The sequence below is a fragment of the Comamonas sp. 14P8.1.4 genome, from assembly GCF_057799285.1.
In genome coordinates, this window is the sequence record NZ_JBYOKN010000003.1 from 286,104 (window position 1) to 306,278 (window position 20,175).

At 60.6% G+C, this 20,175-nt stretch carries 20 protein-coding genes; 5 read left to right on the plus strand and 15 right to left on the minus strand.

The features are described 5' to 3' along the window. Positions 1 to 227 precede the first annotated feature (227 nt). The 12 genes from AC27VO_RS08335 to AC27VO_RS08390 form a co-directional block, all read right to left on the minus strand. On the minus strand, positions 228 to 1,736 hold the full coding sequence (locus AC27VO_RS08335; protein ID WP_488666239.1) for a DegQ family serine endoprotease: 1,509 nt from the start codon (positions 1,734 to 1,736) through the stop codon (positions 228 to 230). Positions 1,737 to 1,993: 257 nt separating this feature from the next. Further along, positions 1,994 to 2,620, minus strand: coding sequence for a sigma-E factor negative regulatory protein (locus AC27VO_RS08340; protein ID WP_488666240.1), 627 nt, complete (start codon positions 2,618 to 2,620; stop codon positions 1,994 to 1,996). Positions 2,621 to 2,649: 29 nt separating this feature from the next. After that, positions 2,650 to 3,279 carry an RNA polymerase sigma factor RpoE gene (gene rpoE, locus AC27VO_RS08345; RefSeq protein WP_488666241.1) on the minus strand — a complete coding sequence of 210 codons (630 nt, stop codon included), beginning with the start codon at positions 3,277 to 3,279 and terminating at the stop codon, positions 2,650 to 2,652. 46 nt (positions 3,280 to 3,325) lie between these two features. Then, on the minus strand, positions 3,326 to 3,802 hold the full coding sequence (locus AC27VO_RS08350) for a hypothetical protein (RefSeq protein ID WP_488666242.1): 477 nt from the start codon (positions 3,800 to 3,802) through the stop codon (positions 3,326 to 3,328). Positions 3,803 to 3,900: 98 nt separating this feature from the next. After that, positions 3,901 to 5,145, minus strand: coding sequence for a beta-ketoacyl-ACP synthase II (fabF, locus tag AC27VO_RS08355; RefSeq protein ID WP_488666243.1), 1,245 nt, complete (start codon positions 5,143 to 5,145; stop codon positions 3,901 to 3,903). A gap of 42 nt (positions 5,146 to 5,187) precedes the next feature. Continuing rightward, positions 5,188 to 5,427 (minus strand): acyl carrier protein, encoded by a 240-nt coding sequence (gene acpP, locus AC27VO_RS08360; protein WP_019575021.1) that lies wholly within the window; start codon positions 5,425 to 5,427, stop codon positions 5,188 to 5,190. Positions 5,428 to 5,532: 105 nt separating this feature from the next. After that, on the minus strand, positions 5,533 to 6,270 hold the full coding sequence (fabG, locus tag AC27VO_RS08365; RefSeq protein WP_488666244.1) for a 3-oxoacyl-ACP reductase FabG: 738 nt from the start codon (positions 6,268 to 6,270) through the stop codon (positions 5,533 to 5,535). Next, on the minus strand, positions 6,267 to 7,211 hold the full coding sequence (gene fabD / locus AC27VO_RS08370; RefSeq protein WP_488666245.1) for an ACP S-malonyltransferase: 945 nt from the start codon (positions 7,209 to 7,211) through the stop codon (positions 6,267 to 6,269). The genes fabG and fabD overlap by 4 nt, the downstream gene beginning before the upstream one ends. 70 nt (positions 7,212 to 7,281) lie before the next feature. Beyond that, a complete protein-coding gene (locus tag AC27VO_RS08375; RefSeq protein ID WP_488666246.1) occupies positions 7,282 to 8,259 on the minus strand; it encodes a beta-ketoacyl-ACP synthase III in 978 nt (325 codons plus the stop codon). Positions 8,260 to 8,265: 6 nt separating this feature from the next. Further along, positions 8,266 to 9,318, minus strand: a complete 1,053-nt coding sequence (gene plsX, locus AC27VO_RS08380) for a phosphate acyltransferase PlsX (protein WP_488666247.1) — start codon at positions 9,316 to 9,318, stop codon at positions 8,266 to 8,268. A 113-nt stretch (positions 9,319 to 9,431) separates the two neighbouring features. Further along, positions 9,432 to 9,614: a 50S ribosomal protein L32 gene (gene rpmF / locus AC27VO_RS08385; RefSeq protein ID WP_284334870.1), complete on the minus strand. Its 183-nt coding sequence runs from the start codon at positions 9,612 to 9,614 to the stop codon at positions 9,432 to 9,434. Between the two features lie 253 nt (positions 9,615 to 9,867). After that, positions 9,868 to 10,419, minus strand: a complete 552-nt coding sequence (locus tag AC27VO_RS08390; RefSeq protein WP_488666248.1) for a YceD family protein — start codon at positions 10,417 to 10,419, stop codon at positions 9,868 to 9,870. Positions 10,420 to 10,444: 25 nt separating this feature from the next. Between AC27VO_RS08390 and AC27VO_RS08395 the strand changes: the two genes are divergently transcribed. After that, positions 10,445 to 11,047, plus strand: coding sequence for a Maf family nucleotide pyrophosphatase (locus AC27VO_RS08395; protein WP_488666249.1), 603 nt, complete (start codon positions 10,445 to 10,447; stop codon positions 11,045 to 11,047). Continuing rightward, positions 11,044 to 11,829, plus strand: a complete 786-nt coding sequence (locus tag AC27VO_RS08400) for an SAM-dependent methyltransferase (protein WP_488666250.1) — start codon at positions 11,044 to 11,046, stop codon at positions 11,827 to 11,829. Before AC27VO_RS08395 ends, AC27VO_RS08400 begins: the two co-directional genes overlap by 4 nt. Before the next feature lie 125 nt (positions 11,830 to 11,954). On the opposite strand, the gene AC27VO_RS08405 is transcribed toward AC27VO_RS08400, so the two are convergent. The 3 genes from AC27VO_RS08405 to AC27VO_RS08415 all read right to left on the minus strand — a co-directional run bounded on the left by AC27VO_RS08405 (position 11,955) and on the right by AC27VO_RS08415 (position 14,766). Then, the gene (locus AC27VO_RS08405; protein WP_488666251.1) at positions 11,955 to 12,995 is read right to left on the minus strand and encodes a S49 family peptidase; all 1,041 of its coding nucleotides are present in this window, start codon (positions 12,993 to 12,995) and stop codon (positions 11,955 to 11,957) included. Positions 12,996 to 13,073: 78 nt separating this feature from the next. Beyond that, on the minus strand, positions 13,074 to 13,733 hold the full coding sequence (locus AC27VO_RS08410; RefSeq protein ID WP_488666252.1) for an HAD family hydrolase: 660 nt from the start codon (positions 13,731 to 13,733) through the stop codon (positions 13,074 to 13,076). 19 nt (positions 13,734 to 13,752) lie between these two features. After that, positions 13,753 to 14,766 carry an RluA family pseudouridine synthase gene (locus tag AC27VO_RS08415; RefSeq protein WP_488666253.1) on the minus strand — a complete coding sequence of 338 codons (1,014 nt, stop codon included), beginning with the start codon at positions 14,764 to 14,766 and terminating at the stop codon, positions 13,753 to 13,755. Between the two features lie 599 nt (positions 14,767 to 15,365). On the opposite strand from AC27VO_RS08415, the gene AC27VO_RS08420 reads away from it, so the two are divergent. The 3 genes from AC27VO_RS08420 (at position 15,366) to AC27VO_RS08430 (ending at position 20,129) form a co-directional block, all read left to right on the plus strand. Next, on the plus strand, positions 15,366 to 18,353 hold the full coding sequence (locus AC27VO_RS08420; RefSeq protein ID WP_488666254.1) for an Rne/Rng family ribonuclease: 2,988 nt from the start codon (positions 15,366 to 15,368) through the stop codon (positions 18,351 to 18,353). An 87-nt stretch (positions 18,354 to 18,440) separates the two neighbouring features. Next, positions 18,441 to 19,217, plus strand: a complete 777-nt coding sequence (gene yaaA / locus AC27VO_RS08425; RefSeq protein WP_488666255.1) for a peroxide stress protein YaaA — start codon at positions 18,441 to 18,443, stop codon at positions 19,215 to 19,217. Between the two features lie 45 nt (positions 19,218 to 19,262). Then, the gene (locus tag AC27VO_RS08430; RefSeq protein ID WP_488666256.1) at positions 19,263 to 20,129 is read left to right on the plus strand and encodes a 2OG-Fe(II) oxygenase; all 867 of its coding nucleotides are present in this window, start codon (positions 19,263 to 19,265) and stop codon (positions 20,127 to 20,129) included. Positions 20,130 to 20,175: the final 46 nt, after the last annotated feature.

Consider the following 20,175-nt stretch of genomic DNA (forward strand, 5'->3'; position numbering starts at 1 on the left):
CGAAATCAATTATCCACAGGTTAACCACAATTCAACTGAAGATTCACAGGCGCCCCACCCAACCCTTGGTGCCGTCGTTTGACTCGGTCGGCACACTGGATTCGGCGGGTGACCGCGCTCATTAACCGGGCATTCTACCCAAGCCCCCATGCAACTCCAGGTGTTGCTGCAGTAGGTCATTCCTACGCAAGGATTAGCTGTTCGCGAAGGAAGACCACTGCATGGTTTTACTTGGTGTGCGGGCGCACCAGGATGTACTGCGTCCACTCGCCACGGCGCACCAGCAAAGTCACAGGCTTGCTCTTGTCAGCCTTGGCCAGCGCGGCTTCAAAGCCCTTGACATTACTGACCTCGCTGTTGCCCACCCCCAGCACCACATCGCCTTCGCGCAGACCGGCTCGGGCAGCGGCTTCCGTGGCGGAAAGCACACGCACCCCACCCTTGACGGCCAGGGACTTCTTCTGCACCTCGCTCAGCTCACCCACCACCAGGCCCAGCTGTTTGGCTGTGGCGGTTGCACCCGGTGCGCCCTGGCCTTCGGCTTTGGCTACAGCCTCGTCGGACTCCACCTCGGCCACCATGATGGACAAGTCCCGGGTTTGGCCACGCCGGAAGACGCTGATGCTGCTCTTGGTGCCAGGCTTGGTGTTACCCACCATGCGCGGCAGATCGGCGACCTTGTCAATGGCTTTGCCGTCGTACTTCACGATGATGTCACCGGCCTCAATCCCCGCCTTGGCAGCCGGAGAATCGGGCTCCACCGCCGAAACCAGTGCTCCCTTGGCAGTGCCCAGGCCAATCGACTCGGCCACTTCCTTGGTCACCTGACCAATCTGCACCCCAATACGGCCGCGCGTAACCTTGCCGCTGGTGCGCAACTGATCGCTCACGCGCACCGCTTCATCGATCGGAATGGCAAAGGAAATGCCCATGAAGCCACCGGAGCGCGAGTAAATCTGGCTGTTGATGCCCACCACCTCACCGCGCATATTCAGCAAGGGGCCACCCGAGTTACCAGGGTTGATGGCCACATCGGTCTGAATGAACGGCAGGTAGTCGCCCGTGTCGCGCTGCTTGGCGGAGACGATACCGGCGGTCACCGAATTCTCCAGGCCAAAGGGCGAGCCAATGGCCATCACCCACTCGCCCACCTTCAGGCGGTTCACATCACCGATTTTGACCGCAGGCAGGCCCTTGGCATCGATCTTGACCACGGCCACATCGGTGCGCTTGTCTGCACCAATGATCTTGGCTTTGAACTCCCGCTTGTCAGACAGCGTGACCACCACCTCACTGGCGCCATCGACCACGTGGGCATTGGTCATCACATAGCCATCCGAACTCAGGATAAAGCCCGAACCCACACCACTGGGGCGTTCTTCACCCTCATCGTCATCGGGCTGCTGCTGCGGACGACCCTGGCGCGGCACATTGGGCACAGGCACGCCAAAGCGGCGGAAGAACTCCAGCATGTCTTCATCCATGCCGCTCATGGAGGGCTGGGAGGCAATTTTTTCGGAGGTTCGGATGTTCACCACCGCAGGGCCGACCACGTCCACCAATTGCGTGAAGTCCGGCAAGCCCGTGACCAGCGGCGCAGCTGGCACAGCAGCGGCCTGTTGCGCGTGGGCCGTGGGCATGCGCACCGCATCCCCCCAACCCACGGTGGCTGCACCTGCGGCAACGCCCACGGCGAGGATTGCGGCATGCAGCGGTTTGAATTGCATTGAAGGCATTTTTAGCATCCTTTCCAAAATCACAGTCTGCGCCATGCGCAGCTTCATGTTCAGAAAAATAAACCGCGATTTGGTTCCCCAACTTTATGCATAACTTATGCATCACTGGCAACCGGTTCATGCAGTGCAAATCAAAAAAAAGAGCGCCTTGCGGGCGCTCTTGCTTCATTTGCGTATGTTTTAGCTTTAAACCCCTTCAAAAACATGCGCTAATAGCTCTTATTTTTGAAAGGAAATAGCGCCAATCGGTGACCGCATTATTTGCCGGCACGCACCCCACCGCGCGCTTCTTCAAAACTCGCGTTGCGCAAAAAGTCTGCCGGCACCTGCAAGGAAGCACGGCTGGCGTACTGCTGGTGTTCCGCCAACAAGGCATCCAGGCGCGGGTCACGCAGCACTTCACCATTCTCGGTCGCCACCACCACGGGGGCGCTGATCACGCTGCGGGCACTGGCCAGCTGTGCGCCGCCCTGGCCATCTGCGGGAATGGCCATCAAATTCCAGCCCAGAGCTGCCACCGCCGCCACCGTTGCAAAACTGGCCGCCACCTTCCAGCGGAACACCGAGCTGTTGGCCGCAGGATCGCGCAACGCCACCACGGGCGTCTTCTGCATCCCAGCCGCCACTTGCTGCAGCTGCGAAGGCTGCAACTGCAAGGCAGGCTCTTGCGCCAGCTGTGCGCGCAGACCACTCAGCAAATCGTGCTGGCTGTGGTGTGCCAGATCGGGGGAGCGCAGCACATCGCCCACCAGGTGGTAGAGCTCCCAGCTCGCGCAGCCTTCTGCACTTTCAGCGCACGCCAAGGCTTGCTCGAGCTCTTCGCCGCGCAGCTCGCCATCCACCATAGCGGACAGCAATTCCTTGTTCATCTCTTGTTCCATCATGGGGTCACCTGCTCGATGTCCTTGTTGCATCACCAACGCTTGCCACCCTGCCGCTCCAGCAGGGGTTTGACGCGCGTCGAGATCGCTTCACGGGCGCGGAAAATACGAGAACGCACCGTACCGATCGGGCAATTCATCGCCAAAGCAATTTCTTCGTAGCTCAAACCTTCGATTTCACGCAGCGTGACCGCTTGTCGCAAATCTTCAGGCAGAGCCTCCATCGCAGCATTCACGGCGGCTGCAATTTCCTGGGCAGCCAGCACAGTCTCCGGCGTCTCGTCACTGCTTGGTTCGTTGCGAGGGCGGAAAGTTTCATCCTCGTCATCGGAAATGTGTAACGCGTTCTCGAAGACCACCGGATCGCGCCGCATATCCACCAGCGCCTTCTTGGCCGTGTTCACCGCAATGCGGTAGAGCCAGGTGTAGAACTGCGCCTCTCCACGGAACTGGTGCAGCGCCCGGTAGGCACGCAAAAAGGTCTCTTGTGCAATGTCTTGCACCAGATCCTGGTCGCGCACCATGCGTGCAATCAGACGCTCAATACGACGCTGGTACTTGATAACCAGCAACTCGTAAGCCCGCTGATCTCCAGCAACGGTACGTTCGACCAATTGCTGGTCACTGTCAGAAGAAAGGGATGGCTCTGGGGCTGATGTCATGAATGCGAAGCAACGCGAAAGCTCCAACCATGTGCAGCTCCAAAGCCTAAGGCGCTTCAGAAACCACAGTCTCTTGGGGTGGATGAGCAAAAGAATATACCGCACGCCGCACATCCAGCCAGGCATGCGGCGCCCAATCCCTTTGCAGCACCATGCGTTGCGTGCGCTGCCCCCGGTGTGCAAAAGCAATCACCAGCAACCACTGCACATCCACAAGCACCACAGGGCTACCAGGCAGGCCACGCACCACCCCAGCCTGCTCCCACGCCCAACGCTGGCCATCCCAATGCAGCAAACCTTGCACAAACTGCTGCAGGCCGCGCCAGCCAGCCCAGGCACACGACAACCACAGCGCGCCCGATACCCCCACACGCCACCACCACGCGCTGCCCCAGCCCGCGCCCAAACACCACCACCACAGCAGTGCCACGGCACTACCAGCCACCCAGCACGCCCAGAGGCCCCACATCACACGCGAGCGGCGCAAGGGGTAAGCAACAGCGGGACTATGGCGTGCGGACATCGACAGCACCCCCAAAAAACAAAACCCGCTCACTGCGCGTGCAGGGAACGGGCAAGTTGGCAAGAGAAGGCCTATGAAGTCCTTCTCGCTCCATCGGCTTAGATGCGCTTGAAAATCAGCGAACCGTTGGTGCCACCAAAGCCAAAGTTGTTCTTCAGCGCGATATCGATCTTGGCATCCCGCGCCACATTGGCGCAGTAGTCCAGATCGCAATCGGGATCTTGGTTCAGCAAATTGATGGTGGGCGGAATCTTCTGGTCATGGATGGCCATGATCGTGAAGACGCTCTCAATACCACCAGCACCACCCAGCAAGTGACCGGTCATGGACTTGGTCGAGCTGACCACTGTCTTGTAGGCCGCATCACCCAGCGCCGCCTTGATGGCGTTGCTTTCGTTCTTGTCACCCAAGGGGGTGGATGTACCGTGCGCATTCAGATAGTTGATCTGGTCGGGGTTCACACCCGCATTGCGCATGGCGTTCAACATGGCACGGCGTGGGCCGTCCATATTGGGGGCTGTCATATGACCAGCGTCGGCACTCATGCCATAGCCACCCAGCTCTGCGTAGATCTTGGCGCCGCGTGCTTTGGCGTGCTCGTACTCTTCCAGCACCACCACACCAGCACCTTCGCCCAGCACAAAGCCGTCGCGGTCTTTATCCCAAGGGCGCGAAGCAGCCTTGGGGTCATCGTTGCGCGTGGACAAAGCACGCATGGCGGCAAAACCGCCGATACCCAGAGGGGATACGGTCGATTCAGCACCACCGGCGACGACGATATCTGCGTCACCGTATTCGATCATGCGCCCTGCTTCACCAATGCAGTGCAAGCCGGTCGTACAAGCGGTCACCACCGAGAGGTTGGGACCCTTGAAACCATGGCGCATGGAAACGTGACCAGCCACCATATTGATGATGGAAGCGGGCACGAAAAATGGCGTGATGCGGCGTGGGCCGCGATTGGACAGTTCGATCTGGGTGTTCTCGATCAGGGGCAAGCCCCCGATTCCAGACCCGATCACGCAACCGATGCGAGTGGCAAGATCGTCCGACAAAGCCTCGCCCGTAGGCAGACCTGCGTCCTTGACTGCTTGTTCGGCAGCCGCAATCCCGTAATGAATGAAGGCATCCATGGAGCGCGCATCTTTGGCGCTCATGTAGTCCTCCACATTGAAGCCCTTGACTTCCCCTGCAATTTGGCAAGAGAAGTTAGTGGCATCAAATTTGGTGATGCGGTCAATGCCGGACTGGCCGGCCAAGAGATTGGCCCAGGCATCAGCAACCGTGTTACCCACGGGACTGATACAACCCAGGCCGGTCACGACAACGCGACGACGGCTCATGCGTTCAAACCTTATTTTTATCGCTCGGTGCGCAAAGACCTATTAGGCCTTGTGGTGGGTGTTGGCGTAGTCGATGGCGTTTTGCACCGTCGTGATCTTTTCAGCGTCTTCATCGGGGATTTCGATGCCGAATTCATCTTCCAGGGCCATCACCAGTTCGACCGTGTCCAGGGAGTCAGCGCCCAGGTCAGCCACGAAGGCCTTTTCGTTGGTTACTTGAGACTCTTCAACGCCGAGTTGTTCAGCAATGATTTTTTTGACACGTGCTTCGATATCGCTCATGGTTTCCCTCAGGGGGTTGTGAATGAACCCGCGATTCTAGCCGCTTCAGGGAATCTCCCTGCAATTGGCCTGCCGTCGCGAGGAAACGGCATAACTTTCGTTAACTTACATGTACATGCCGCCATTGACATGCAACTCGTGACCGGTAATGTAACCAGCACCTTCCGAGGCCAAGAAGGCCACGGCGTTGGCAATGTCAGACGGCTGACCCAGCTGCCCCATAGGGATCTGCGAGGCCAATGCTTTCTTCTGCTCTTCAGGCAGATCAGCTGTCATATCTGTAGCAATAAAACCAGGTGCCACGCAGTTTACGGTAATACCGCGGCTGCCTAACTCGCGCGCCAAGGCACGGCTCATACCAGCCACGCCAGCTTTCGCTGCCGCATAGTTGGCCTGACCGGGATTACCCATGGCGCCCACTACGCTGGTCACGCTGATGATGCGACCAAAACGCTGCTTCATCATTGGACGAATAGCCGCACGGCTGAGTCGGAAAACTGCCTGCAAATTCGTGTCAATCACGGCAGACCAGTCATCGTCCTTCATGCGCATGGCCAAGGTGTCCTTGGTAATGCCTGCATTATTCACCAGGACGTGCAGCGCGCCATCGGTCTTGAGGATGTCGTCCAGCAGCGCGTCCACGCCTGCCGCATCGTTCACGTTCAAGTTCACACCACGGCCGCCGTGGGCAGCCAGGGTTTCGCTGATGCGCGCAGCGCCTGCGTCGGTGGTGGCGGTACCAATCACGGTATAGCCGCGCTGTGCCAACTCTGCAGCAATGGCAGCGCCAATGCCGCGCGATGCGCCGGTCACCAGCGCGATTTGTTTCTTCTGTTCGGTCATGCGAGCAATTCTTTCACTTCGGCCAAGGTAGCAGGGTCGTACAACGGTGCACCCACCAAGTCTGCATCAATGCGCTTGGTCATGCCTGCCAGCACCTTGCCAGGGCCGCACTCTACCAAATGTGTGATGCCACGGGCCTTCATGGCCTGCACGCATTCCACCCAACGCACGGGGCCAAAGGCTTGACGATACAGCGCATCGCGAATAGCCGCAGCATCGGTCTGCACTGTCACGTCGATGTTGTTGATGACGGGAATCTGAGGAACGCCCAGCTCCAGCGCGTCCAAAGCGAGCTTCAGCTTTTCTGCAGCAGGCTTCATCAGGCTGGAGTGAAAAGGTGCCGACACCGGCAAAGGCAGGGCACGCTTGGCGCCCGCTTCCTTCACCGCAGCGCTGGCAGCTTCGACAGCCGCCTTGCTGCCTGCGATCACTGTTTGACCAGGATCATTAAAGTTCACGGCTTCCACAACTTCAGCACCACCCAGTTGGGCAGTCACTGCAGCGCACACTTCCTTGACCTTGTCTGCGGGCAGGCCCAGCACGGCGGCCATGGCACCCACGCCAACAGGCACTGCCTCTTGCATGGCGGCAGCGCGCAGGCGCACCAAAGGCGCAGCCTGGGCCAGCGTCAGCACGCCAGCAGCCACCAGCGCCGAATACTCGCCCAGCGAGTGGCCCGCGACAGCGGCAGGCATCGCGCCACCCTCTGCCAACCACACGCGCCAGGCAGCCACACCGGCCACCAGCATCACGGGCTGGGTGTTGGTGGTCAATGCCAGATCTTCTTTGGGGCCGTTTTTGATCAGCGCGCCCACGTCTTCACCCAAAGCGTCCGAAGCTTCCTTGAGGGTCTGGGCCACCACGGGATGATCCCCCCAGGCATCCAACATACCTACGGCTTGCGAACCTTGGCCTGGAAAGACAAATGCGAATTGCTTCATATGACGGTCACTCAATATTAATAAATATCAATAAAACAGGCTCTAGCGCTTATCTATCAAGCGCTAGCAGCTACATATTTAGGAGAACAGCACCCCAGGTGAAGCCACCACCCACGCCTTCCAGCATGACGGTATCACCGGGTTTGACCTTGCCGCTGCGCACACCATGGTCGAGCGCCAGCGGGATGGAAGCCGCCGAGGTGTTGCCATGCTGGTCCACAGTCACGATGACCTTGTCCATGGGCAGCTTCAGCTTGCGGGCTGTGCTTTGCATGATGCGAATATTGGCCTGGTGCGGAATCAGCCAGTCAATGTCAGCTTCGGTCTTGCCCGCTTTTTCCAGCGCAGCATGGGCCGCCTTCTCCAGCACGCCCACAGCCAGCTTGAACACAGCCTGACCATCCATGGTCAGCAGCGGCAAGCCCAGCACCTCACCACCGGAGACATTGCCCGGCACGCACAAAATATCAACGTGCTTGCCATCGGCATGCAGGTCGCAGGCCAGAATGCCTGGCTGCTCAGAAGCCTCCAGCACCACAGCACCAGCGCCATCACCAAACAGCACGCAGGTGGTGCGGTCATTGAAATTCAGAATGCGGCTGAACACTTCCGCACCCACCACCAGCGCGCGGCTGGCAGCGCCGGAGCGAATCATGGAATCCGCCACGGTCAATGCATACACAAAACCGCTGCACACGGCTTGCACGTCAAACGCTGGGCAGCCATTGGCGCCCAGTTTGTTTTGCAAGATGCATGCGGTTGAGGGAAAGACCATGTCAGGCGTCGACGTGGCGACGATGATCAGATCAATGTCCTGCGCCGTCACGCCTGCGGCTTCCAGCGCCTTGCGCGAAGCCTCCAGCGCCAAATCGCTGCTCGTGGTTTGGGCGTCGGCAAAGTGGCGCGCCTCAATACCCGTGCGCTCCACAATCCATTCGTGCGAAGTCTCGATCCCGCGCTCCGCCAGCTGCGCAGCCAGGTCTTGGTTAGTCAGTCGGCGCTCGGGCAAGTAGCTGCCCGTGCCAGTTATGCGTGCATAGCGTGTCATGTAGTCTCAAGCTGCGCCGGTGCCACTGATCGAAGTGCTGTTCGCAGCCTCCAGCACTGGAGCTGCCTGAGCGACTCGACCCTGCACGCGGTCAAGAAGGTTATTGCGGGCTGCATCATAAGCGCGGTTGAGCGCATGTTCGTAACCAGATTGGTCTGCCGAGCCGTGGCTCTTGAAGACCAGGCCACGCAGACCCAGCAGCGCCGCGCCGTTGTAGCGGCGGTGATCCATGCGCTTCATCAGTGCTTTGAGCACTGGATAAGCCACGATCGCTGCAAGTTTCGTGAAGATATTGCGCTTGAACTCTGTTTTCAGGCCACCCACGATCATCGAGGCCACACCTTCGGAAGCCTTCAATGCTACGTTACCCACAAAACCATCGCAGACCACGATATCTACGCCGCCCTTGAAAATGTCATTGCCCTCAACATTTCCTACAAATTTGATGGCCTTGGCATCGCCTGCGCTGCGCAGCAACTCGCCGGTGCGCTTGATAACCTCATTGCCCTTGATGGCCTCTTCGCCAATATTGAGCAAGCCCACGGAAGGCTCTGCATTTTTGGCATCGAGCGATGTCACCAGGGCCGAGCCCATCACCGCAAACTGCAGCAAGTGCTCAGGCTGGCAATCCACATTGGCCCCCAGGTCCAGCACCGTGGTGGCGCCACCTTGGTCATTGGGCAGCTGGGTCGCAATCGCAGGGCGGTCAATCCCATCCATGGTCTTGAGCAGATAGCGCGAAACAGCCATCAGCGCACCGGTATTTCCCGCAGACACGGCCACCTGGGCCTTGCCATCCTTGACCTGCTGGATAGCCACGCGCATCGAAGAGTCTTTTTTGCGGCGCAGCGCCACTTCCACAGGGTCATCCATGGTGACCACTTCCGTGCATGCCACGGTATCAGCACGCTCATGCGCCTGCCAGCCGGCCAGCGCCTCGGGCAAACCAACCAGCAGCAGGCGGGCATCTGGATGGGTAGAAAGGAATTGGCGGCACGCGGGAAACGTGACGCGGGGGCCGTGGTCACCCCCCATGCAATCGACTGCCAGTGTGATCATGAATGACTTACCGGTCTGCTGCAGACCAAGAGCTGGGAATAAGCAGCATTAAAAAACAAAAGCCCGAGCTACGAATAGCTTCGGGCCTTTAACAGTTGAAGCGCTATCAGCGATTAGGCTTCGGACTTGTTCTTCAGCACTTGACGGCCGCGGTACACGCCGTTGGGGCTGATGTGGTGGCGCAGGTGCACTTCACCAGTTGTCGCTTCAACAGCGATACCAGGCACATTCAGTGCGTTGTGCGAACGGTGCATGCCGCGCTTGGAAGGGGACTTTTTGTTTTGCTGAACAGCCATGATGGCTCCTGAGTCTGAAAAGGGTTGGTGAAAAACGCGATCAGCCCATTAAAGACACGAGGGGGTTTCGCGCGAAGCCCCCGAGTATAACTCAAACCCTCCCAACATCGCCAACCACCCCAATACTTGAAAGGAATGGGTCTGCTGCACTGGGGGATAGCCGTGTCTTTGCGAATGTGCACGCCGCAAATTGCACGGCCTGCGCCACGTTGACACACCTCTCGGTGCGCACGGGCTGATCACAACATCGATATCAGTCTTGGTCGGTATTCTTGCGCAGCCCGGCCAACACTGCAAACGGATTGGCTTTATCCGTATTCGCGTGCTCGAAGTCTTCATCACTGGAAGCCATGGGCATCACCTCAGGGCAGGCATCGTGCATGGGCACCAGTGGCAAAGCCATCAGCAGCTCATCTTCCAGCAGCTCGCGCAGATTGAATTCCTTGCTGACTGCCAGCAAATCTTCTTCCGCCTCGTCATCCAGGGCTTCGGCGGTGGCTTCGTCCTTCACAAAGCGAAAAGAACGATCCACCTGCAAATCAATATGTGCCACACCCAGGCAACGCTGGCAGATCATGGGCACCTGGGCATCGGCCTCCACGTGCAGCCACAGGTGGCCAGCGCCACCGGTCTCTTGCACGTGCTCACCTTCGGCATACCAAGACACACGCATGCCTTCCACCGGGGCTTGCGCCTCTTGGGCCAAGCGCTCAAACGCAGATAAAGGATCGTCGCCTTCCATCACCGCATTTGCCTTAGCAAACGCAGCCACATCAAGGTGATCCAGTGAATATTCCTTGCTCATGGCGGCAGTGTAAGAGAATCCCACCATGTCTGAATCGCACACCCCACAGCGCCCCTTGATCCTGGGGTCTACCTCCCGCTACCGCCGTGAACTGGTGGAGCGCCTGCATCTCCCCTTCACCTGCGTTGCCCCCGACGTGGATGAAACCCCGCTACCCGGCGAAGCCCCCGGCGCGCTGGCACTGCGCCTGGCACTGGCCAAAGCGCACACCGTGGCCCGGCTGCACCCAGAAGCGGTGGTCATTGGCTCCGACCAGGTGTCGGACCTGAACGGCCAGCCCATGGGCAAGCCCCTGGTGCACGAGCGCGCCGTGGAAATGCTGCGCGCCATGCGCGGCCAAACCGTCATGTTCCACACCGCCGTGGCTGTGGTGTGCCTGGCCACAGGCTTTGAACAAAGCGATGTGGCCGTCATCCGCACCGTGTTCCGCAATGACCTCAGCGATGGCGCCATTGAGCGCTACCTGCGTGCCGAGCAACCCTATGACTGCGCAGGCAGCGCCAAGAGCGAAGGCCTGGGCATCAGCCTGCTGGACGCCATCCACAGCGATGACCCCACCGCCCTAATTGGCCTGCCCATGATTCGCACCTGCCGCATGGTGCGCGCTGCCGGCATTCAGCTGCCATGAGTGACACCATGAGCACCAAGGGCAAGCTGTACCTCGTTCCTGCGCCGCTGGACTTTGGCTGCGCCACCCAATCCCCCATCACCGATGTGCTGCCCGAGCTGACACTGCGCACCGCCGCCGGCCTGCAGCACTGGGTATGCGAGAACGCCAAAAGCGCCCGCGCCTACCTCAAGCGCGTGGGGGAACACTTTCCGCTGGCCGTGCCCATGCAGCAGCAAAACCTGCAAGAGCTGCCACGCGAAGCCCACAAAAAAGGCGACCACGGCGGCAAAGGTGGCGCGGTGTTTGATGCCAAGGCACTGCTCGCCCCCGCGTTGGCTGGCCACGACATGGGCCTGGTCAGCGAAGCAGGCATGCCCGCCGTGGCCGACCCCGGCAGCTCCATCGTGCGTGCCGCGCACGATGCCGGCATCACCGTGGTGCCGCTGGTGGGCCCTGTTTCGCTGCTGATGACGCTGGCCGCCAGTGGCTTGAACGGGCAGAACTTCGCTTTTGTTGGGTATTTGCCACAAGATACCGCCCAGCGCGTGCAGCGCCTCAAAGAGCTCGAACAACTGACGCAACGCCACAACCAGGCCCAGCTGTTCATTGAAACGCCCTACCGCAACCCCGCACTGTGGCAGGCGTTGCTGGCCACTTTGCAACCCACCACACGCATCACCATGGCCAGCGGCCTGACGCTGGAGAGCGCCAGCATCCACAGCCGCAGTGCCAAAGACTGGAAGAAGCTGGGCACCGAGCCTGACAACCGCACCCCCGTGGTATTTGCCATCGGGCAATAAACGCCCACAAAAAAAAGAGCGCCTTGCGCAGATCTAGCAACAGTTTCAGATGCATTAGCACCTGAAACCTAAGCAGATCCAGCGCAAGGCGCTCTTTTTATTGAATCAACCGCCGAGCAACCCGCTCAGCGGATGGCCGGCATCATGCCGTGCAACGCCTCCACCGCACCACCGCCGACAGCGGCGCCAAAGCGCTTGGCAAAGCGCTCAGCCATGTTCTCGCTGCGCGTGTAGTTGATGACTTCTTCGGCTTTGACAATGTCGCGTGCCACGCTGTCCAGGGTGCCAAAGCGGTCGGCCAACCCCATCTGCACGGCCTGTTGACCAGTCCAGAACAAACCGCTGAAGGTGTCATCGTCTTCCTTCAGACGCTCACCCCGGCCTTGGCGTACCACCTCAATGAATTGGCCGTGAATCTGGTCCAGCATGGTTTGCGCATGGGCACGCTGTTCTTCACTCACCGGACTGAACGGGTCCAGCATGCCCTTGTTAGCGCCAGCGGTCAGCAGGCGGCGCTCCACACCCACCTTATCCATCACACCGGTAAAGCCAAAACCGTCCATCAGCACACCAATGCTGCCCACGATGCTGGCCTTGTCGACAAAGATTTCATCGGCTGCCGCCGCAATGTAGTAAGCCGCCGAGGCGCAGGTTTCTTCCACCACGGCGTAGATCGGCTTGTTGTGCTGCGCCTTCAGGCGCACGATTTCATCGTTGATCATGCCCGCCTGCACGGGGCTACCGCCGGGGGAATTGATCAACAGCACCAGCGCCCGCGAACCGGGGTCTTCCAGAGCGCTGCGCATGGCAGCAATCACGAATTCAGCGCTGGCGTTGGCGTCATCGGCAATGGCGCCCTTGATGTCCACCACCGCGGTGTGCGGGCCACTCATGGAGGTGGCCGTGCTGTCACGCCCCATCCACCAGAGCCCACCCACAATCAGCACCACCCACAAAAAGCGCCAAAAAATGCGCCAGCGGCGCGCCACGCGCTGCTCGGTCACGGTCGCGAACACCAGGCGCTCCAGCACATCACGCTCCCAGCCTGGCGCATTCGGCTTGCTGGCCGCTTGGGCCCCCGAGGCCGCACGCGCCCACAGGTCTTGGCCCGGCAGCGGTTCTGGCGAAGGTACGCCCTCGTTCTCAGGCGTGGAATGGGGATTCATGGACAAGCTCTACTCTCTCAAAATCAGGCCAATGCGGCAGTATGCCAGCGCGCCAACACATCCGCCGTGACAAAGCACTCAAGCGTTGGCCCGCAGCCACTGGTGCAAATCAGCGACGTCCTGCGCCACGTACAAAGGCGCGCAAGCCTGCAACTGCGCGACAGGGTGCGCGCCATAGGCCACCCCCACGCTGGCGCAGCCCGCGTTGCCCGCCATTTGCAGGTCGTGTGTGGTATCGCCAATCATCAGCAAACGCTCAGGCTCCACCCCCAACTCAGCCATCAGCTCCTGCAGCATCAGCGGGTGCGGCTTGCCAGCCGTTTCGTCGGCGGTGCGCGAGCTGTCAAACATGCCGCGCAGATCGGCATGTTGCAACGCTTCATTCAAGCCGCGGCGGCTTTTGCCGGTCGCCACGGTCAACAGGTGGCCGCGCTCACGCAGCCCCTCCAGCATGGGCAACACACCTTGGAACAAAGTGATCTGCTCTTGCTGCTTCAGGTAGTGGTAGCGGTAGCGATTGGCCAGGTCGTTGTACTTTTCCTGCGGCACGTCGGGCGCCGCATGGGCCAGCGCGGGCAGCAGTGCCATGCCAATCACATAAGCCGCTTGCTCGTCCGAGGGCACCGTGCCCCCGACATCGGCCACCGCCAGCTGAATGCTACGGCTGATGGCGGCGGTGGAGTCGAACAAGGTGCCATCCCAATCGAAGGCAATCAAATCAAATTTACGAGCACTCATCACAGAACTGTTCTAGGTTTCAGGCTTTTTCATTCACAAAATCTGCCAACTCTGGGGGCAGTTCTGCACGCAGCTCAATGCGCTCTTCGGTGGCCGGATGGTTGAACTGCAATCGCCAGGCATGCAAAAACATGCGGCTTAGCCCCTGTTTGGGCAGGCGCTTGTTCAAGCCAAAGTCCCCGTACTTGTCGTCACCCACAATGCCGTGCCCCTGTGAGGACAGGTGCACACGGATCTGGTGGGTGCGGCCGGTCTTGATGGTCACCTCCAGCAAACTCATGGCGGGCAAGCCCTGCATGGCGCGCTGCGCATGCTGGCTGCGTACTTTCACCAGCGTCAGGGCGCGCATGGCATCCGGGTCTTCGGGCGTGGTCACACGCACCCGGCGCTCACCGTCGGGCAACAAATATTTGTGCAGCGGGCTGTCAATCACCTTTTTATTGCCCGGCCAGGCACCGGCCACCATGGCCAGGTAGGTCTTGCCCGTTTCCCGCTCGCGAAACTGATCCTGCAGCTTGGTCAGTGCCGAGCGCTTCTTGGCCACCAACAAAATGCCGGAGGTTTCCCGGTCCAGACGGTGCACCAGCTCCAGAAACTTGGCCTGAGGCCGCGCCTGGCGCAGCTGCTCAATCACGCCAAAGCTCACACCCGAGCCGCCATGCACCGCCACGCCAGCGGGCTTGTCCAATGCGATCAGGTGATCATCTTCAAACAGGATGGGAAATTCACGTGCCGGTGCCGGACGTTCGGCCTTTTCCTGCACCTTGTCCGAAATGCGCACGGGGGGCACACGCACCACATCCCCCGCTTCCACGCGGGTGTCTGCCTGGCAACGGCCCTTGTTGATACGCACCTCGCCACTGCGGATGATGCGGTAGACATGGGTCTTGGGCACCCCCTTCAGATGGCGAATGAGGAAGTTATCCAGGCGCTGCCCTGCCCCATCTTCATCGACCTCAATAAACCGCACAGCGGCTGATGCGGGGTTTTGGGTACGTTCTTGGGGCTGTTTGCCCTCTATAATGTGTTTCACCTGCGCGAACTTATGTGTAAGTGGTTGATTCGTTTGGATTTTAGTCCACCCAGCCATTTCCCCGGCGCAGGCAGGTCGATGCCACAGATGCCGTGCCCGCGTAAAAGCTACCCAATTGTCGGTGCTGGCGGGGCGGAATTTGTCTGGTTGACGCATTGAAACACTGAACGGAATCTTCACGTGGATGGTGGTGTTTGGAGCCGATTGTTCCAAGCCATCCTCGTATATGAAAAATCAGCGAGCATGTGGGTACTTCTTTCTTGGTTGCTAGGTATGACGCAAAGGCCAAAGCCTGTGCTGCATGCGCGCGCGCCAAATGCCCACCCTGTTGTTACAGCTGCCTCAGGCCATCACCGCACGGTGCGGGGTCTGGGCACAGCGTCGCTCGCCCCCTGCCCCCTGCCCTTGCCTCCTTTGCTGACTTAACGCAGCACAGACGCAATCAGGCCCAGGTCGATTCCCTTTCTTTTCGTTTCAGCGCGGCAATCCGGCATCTACGGCTCCACTAGAGCCTGTCTTTGATGAAGAGTCAAAGGCGTGTCGGCTAGGCAGCGCTGTCGCTGTCAGCCGGCCGCCGCACAACGAAAAGGATACGCATCATGAAACGGATGCTGATTAACGCGACGCAGTCTGAAGAACGCCGCTTGGCCATTGTTGATGGCCAGAAGCTGCTGGACTACGAGATCGAAATCGAAGGTCGCGAGCAACGCAAGGGCAACATCTACAAGGCAGTGGTCACCCGCGTCGAGCCTTCCCTCGAAGCCTGTTTTGTGGACTACGGTGAAGACCGCCACGGCTTCCTGCCCTTCAAGGAAATCTCCAAGCAATACTTTGCCGAAGGCATCTCCCCCAGCCAGGCGCGCATCAATGATGTGATCAAGGAAGGCCAGGAGCTGATCGTTCAGGTCGAAAAGGAAGAACGCGGCAACAAGGGCGCAGCCCTGACCACCTTCATTTCCTTGGCAGGCCGCTACGTGGTGCTGATGCCTAACAATCCCCGTGGCGGTGGCGTTTCGCGCCGCATCGAGGGTGAAGAGCGCGCCGAACTCAAAGAAGCAATGGACCAGCTGGAATACCCCAAGGGTATGTCCATCATTGCCCGTACCGCCGGTATTGGCCGCACTGCACCTGAGCTGCAGTGGGACTTGAACTACCTGCTGCAACTGTGGAGCGCCATCGACGGAGCCGCCAAGTCCGGCAAGGGCGCTTTCCTGATTTACCAGGAATCGAGCCTGGTGATCCGCGCCATCCGCGACTATTTCAACAATGACATCGGCGACATCCTGATCGACACCGATGAAATTTACGAACAAGCCCAGCAGTTCATGGCCCACGTGATGCCTGAACACGCTGCGCGTGTGAAGCGCTACCGCGACGATGCGCCACTGTTCAGCCGCTTCCAGATTGAGCACCAGATCGAGTCGGCTTACTCGCGCACCGTGCAACTGCCTTCTGGCGGCGCCATCGTGATCGACCACACCGAAGCGCTGGTCTCCGTGGACGTGAACTCGGCCCGCGCCATCAAGGGCGGTGACATCGAGGAAACCGCGACCCGCACCAACCTGGAAGCCGCTGACGAAGTGGCCCGCCAGATGCGCCTGCGTGACTTGGGCGGCCTGATCGTGATCGACTTCATCGACATGGAAGAGTCGCGCAACCGCAAGGACGTGGAAAACCGCCTGCGCGATGCCCTGCGCCAAGACCGTGCCCGCGTGCAGTTCGGCACCATCAGCAAGTTTGGCCTGATGGAAATGAGTCGCCAGCGCCTCAAGCCCGCTTTGAGCGAAGGCGCACACATCAACTGCCCACGCTGCGGTGGTTCGGGCCACATCCGTGACACCGAATCCTCGGCACTGCAGATCCTGCGCATCATTCAAGAAGAGTCCATGAAGGACAACACCTCCGCCGTGCACTGCCAAGTGCCTGTGGAAGTGGCTTCCTTCCTGCTCAACGAAAAGCGCACCGAGATCGCCAAGATCGAACTCAAGCAGCGCGTCTCCGTGCTGATGGTGCCCAACAAGTCGCTGGAAACACCGCACTACAAGCTCGAACGCCTGAAGCACGACGATCCACGCCTGGAAAACCTGGACGCCAGCTACAAGCTGGCCGAAGAAGTGGAAGATGTGACCAAGGTCACACGCCGCTCACAGGAACCCACCAACAAGCAAACACCGGTCATCAAGGGCGTGTTGCCCGATGTACCACCTGCACCCGAAGCACGCCCCCAGCCTGCACAGCGCCCCGCCAAGGGTCGCCCAGGCCAGCAGCCTGCCGCCGCTGCGCCACGCACCGAAGCCAAGGAACAAGGCTTCTTCGCCTGGCTCAAGAGCCTGTTTGGCTTTGGCAGCAAGCCCGTGGCTGTTGAACCTGCAGCCCCTGCCAAGCCCGAAGGCGAGCGCACCGGCCGCAACGGTGAACGCAACGGCCGTAATGGCGAGCGCAACGGCCGCAATGGCCGTAACGGCGAACGCAATGGCCGCAACGGCGAACGCAATGGCCGCAACGGTGAGCGCAGCGAGAGCGAAGAGCGCAACAACGAGCAACGCGGCGGCCGCCGTGGTGAGCGTGGTGACCGCGCAGAACGCGGTGAGCGTAACGAGCGCGTGGAACGCAATGCAGAGCGCCCACAGCGTGAGCCACGCGAAGGCCGTGAACGCAATCAGCGTGAACGCCAGCCCCGCAATGCTGAGGCCGTGGAACAACGCAACCTGCAAGCGGGCAATGCCCAAGTCGCCGGTGCGGAACAAGTGTCCTTGGCCCCTGAGCAAGAGCGTGCCGAGCGCCAACCCCGCCGCGAGCGTGGTGAACGCGGCGAGCGCCGTGAGCGCCAACCACGCAATGCAGAAGTACAAGCCCTGGCACCCGTTGAAGCCGATGCACAGGCCCCAGCAGAAGCGCTGACCGATGCCCAGCCTGTAGAAGCCGGCGCAGCCGCCAACGGTGAAGATGCACCGCGCAATGGCCGTCGTTCGCGTGACCGCTATGGCCGCGACCGCCGCAATGGCCGCGAACGCAACGCTGGCCCACGCGATGACGCAGAAGGCATCGACGCCGTGACCGACAGCGCACCAGCCACCGACGCCGTAGAAGCCGCACCCGTGGCTGCCGCTGCCGAAGATGCTGGCGCTGAAGCACCACGCCGCAGCTACTTCAGTCAGGTAGCGCCCGCCGCTGCTGAAGCCCCTGTGGTGGAAGCGGCTGCGGCACCTGCGCCTGTCGCAGCAGTGGCTGAAGTCGCTCCTGCCCCGGTACCAGCCCCTGTGGCACAGCCAGCGCCCGCACCAGTGGCCGCTGCTGTAGCCCCTGTGGTGGCGGAATCGGCCATGCCACGCATCCAGTCCTACACACTGCCACTGAACGACTTGCTGCAGCTGGCGCGTGACGTGGGCCTGGAATGGGTCAACTCCAATGCCGACAAGGTGGCTGCGGTACAAGCGGCCATTGCCGCCGAACCCAAGCCGGTGCGCATTCCCCGCGAGCGCCCACCCGTGGTGGTGCTGGACGAAGGCCCACTGGTGCTGGTTGAGACCCGCAAAGACCTCAGTGTCATGGTGCTGCCGTTCGAGCAAACACCTGACAACGCGTAAAGCGTGACACACACCGGGGGCCTAGAGCCCCCGGTTGCATCTCTGGCCCTGTATTTATCTCAAATTCCCCTCTGACGGAACGAGCCCATGCTGTTTCTGCTCTCCCCCGCCAAGTCTTTGGATTACGAACGCGCCCTGCCTGCAGGCCTGCCGCACACCCTGCCCCCCATGATTGCCGAATCGGCAGCGCTGATTGAGGCCGCACGTGAGCTGGCACCGCACCAGGTGGCCGAGCTGATGTCCATCAGCGACAAGCTGGCCCAGCTCAATGTGGCACGCTTTGCCAGCTGGTCACCCGAATTCACGGCTGACAACAGCCGCCAGGCCCTGTTTGCCTTCAATGGTGATGTGTATGAGGGCCTGGATGCCTACAGCCTGGATGCGCAACAAATCGCCTGGGCGCAAGACCACCTGCTGATGCTCAGCGGCCTGTACGGCGCGCTGCGCCCGCTGGACTGGATGCAGCCCTACCGCCTGGAAATGGGCACGCGCCTGGCCAATCCCCGGGGCAGCAACCTCTACCAATTCTGGGGCGCACGCATTGCCCAGCTGATCAACGAGCGCCAGGCGCAAGACGCCCAGCCCGTGGTCATCAACCTGGCCTCGCAGGAATACTTCAAGTCTGTCGACCGCAAACAGCTCCAAGCCCGTGTGGTGGAATGCGTGTTTGAAGACTACAAAGGCGGCAAGTACAAAATCATCAGCTTCCATGCCAAACGCGCACGGGGCCTGATGGCGCGCTACGCCATTGCGCACCGCCTGACACAGCCCCAGCAGTTGATGGCTTTTGACAGCGAGGGCTACGCTTACGCGCCCGAGGTCTCGAGCCCCGATCGTCTGGTGTTCCGCCGTAACGCTTCTTAAAAAGATAGCTGCTGGCGCTTGCCACTATTGCTCCAGGAGGTTGTTTTGTCACAGTCCTTCGAACAATTGTCCGCCCAGGTACCGGGCAGCACGCCAGCACTCATGGAGTGGCTGCGCACGCAGCTGGCTGCGGGCTACGCCCCCGCCACCTTGCTGCAAAGCCTGCTGGAAACCGGCTGGTCCGCCCCCATTGCACAAGCTGCCATGGCCGTGTGTACGCAACCGGCGGTTGCTGTCTCCCGCCCTGCCACAGCGGCCTTGCCCGGGCCTGATCTGCACCACCAGCACCCCAGCGAAATCGACGTGGGGGATCGGCGCGTGCAGGTGTTGCTGTCCGTGCAGCACCCCCGGCTGGTGCTGTTTGGCAACCTGCTGTCTGACGAAGAATGCGCCCAGCTGATTGCCGATGCGCGGCCAGCCATGGCCCGCTCGCGCACGGTCGCCACACAGGCCAGCGCGCAGGAGATCAACCCCGACCGCACCAGCAGCGGCATGTTCTACACCCGTGGCCAGACCCCGGTGGTCGCCTGCCTGGAAGCACGCATTGCCCGGCTGCTGCGCTGGCCCCTGGAAAATGGTGAGGGCTTGCAAATACTCAACTACCACCCCGGTGCAGAGTACAAACCGCACCACGACTACTTCAACCCCGACGAACCCAGCAGCGCAGCCATCTTGGGCCGCGGTGGCCAACGGGTGGGCACGCTGGTCATCTACCTGAACGACGTTCCCGCCGGGGGCTGCACGTTTTTCCCGGAGACACAGCTGCGCATTCACCCGCGCAAAGGCCATGCGGTGTTCTTTGCCTACCCCAGCCCCAGCGTGCAAACGCTCACGCTGCATGGCGGTGACCCGGTGGTGACCGGCGAGAAGTGGATTGCCACCAAGTGGCTGCGCGAGGCGGCCTTCCACTAGCGCAGCACACCCCGCCTTTATCAAGCACAAAATCTAACGCCAGCCC

Coding starts and splice junctions, on each gene's coding strand:
- fabD (WP_488666245.1), bottom strand. CDS start 7,211: ATGAAGCAATTCGCATTTGTCTTTCCAGGCCAAGGTTCGCAAGCCGTA.
- AC27VO_RS08390 (WP_488666248.1), bottom strand. CDS start 10,419: ATGAGCAAGGAATATTCACTGGATCACCTTGATGTGGCTGCGTTTGCT.
- AC27VO_RS08350 (WP_488666242.1), bottom strand. CDS start 3,802: ATGTCCGCACGCCATAGTCCCGCTGTTGCTTACCCCTTGCGCCGCTCG.
- AC27VO_RS08420 (WP_488666254.1), top strand. CDS start 15,366: ATGAAACGGATGCTGATTAACGCGACGCAGTCTGAAGAACGCCGCTTG.
- acpP (WP_019575021.1), bottom strand. CDS start 5,427: ATGAGCGATATCGAAGCACGTGTCAAAAAAATCATTGCTGAACAACTC.
- AC27VO_RS08335 (WP_488666239.1), bottom strand. CDS start 1,736: ATGCCTTCAATGCAATTCAAACCGCTGCATGCCGCAATCCTCGCCGTG.
- fabG (WP_488666244.1), bottom strand. CDS start 6,270: ATGACCGAACAGAAGAAACAAATCGCGCTGGTGACCGGCGCATCGCGC.
- AC27VO_RS08375 (WP_488666246.1), bottom strand. CDS start 8,259: ATGACACGCTATGCACGCATAACTGGCACGGGCAGCTACTTGCCCGAG.
- AC27VO_RS08400 (WP_488666250.1), top strand. CDS start 11,044: ATGAGTGACACCATGAGCACCAAGGGCAAGCTGTACCTCGTTCCTGCG.
- rpoE (WP_488666241.1), bottom strand. CDS start 3,279: ATGACATCAGCCCCAGAGCCATCCCTTTCTTCTGACAGTGACCAGCAA.
- yaaA (WP_488666255.1), top strand. CDS start 18,441: ATGCTGTTTCTGCTCTCCCCCGCCAAGTCTTTGGATTACGAACGCGCC.
- AC27VO_RS08405 (WP_488666251.1), bottom strand. CDS start 12,995: ATGAATCCCCATTCCACGCCTGAGAACGAGGGCGTACCTTCGCCAGAA.
- AC27VO_RS08395 (WP_488666249.1), top strand. CDS start 10,445: ATGTCTGAATCGCACACCCCACAGCGCCCCTTGATCCTGGGGTCTACC.
- rpmF (WP_284334870.1), bottom strand. CDS start 9,614: ATGGCTGTTCAGCAAAACAAAAAGTCCCCTTCCAAGCGCGGCATGCAC.
- AC27VO_RS08410 (WP_488666252.1), bottom strand. CDS start 13,733: ATGAGTGCTCGTAAATTTGATTTGATTGCCTTCGATTGGGATGGCACC.
- plsX (WP_488666247.1), bottom strand. CDS start 9,318: ATGATCACACTGGCAGTCGATTGCATGGGGGGTGACCACGGCCCCCGC.
- fabF (WP_488666243.1), bottom strand. CDS start 5,145: ATGAGCCGTCGTCGCGTTGTCGTGACCGGCCTGGGTTGTATCAGTCCC.
- AC27VO_RS08340 (WP_488666240.1), bottom strand. CDS start 2,620: ATGATGGAACAAGAGATGAACAAGGAATTGCTGTCCGCTATGGTGGAT.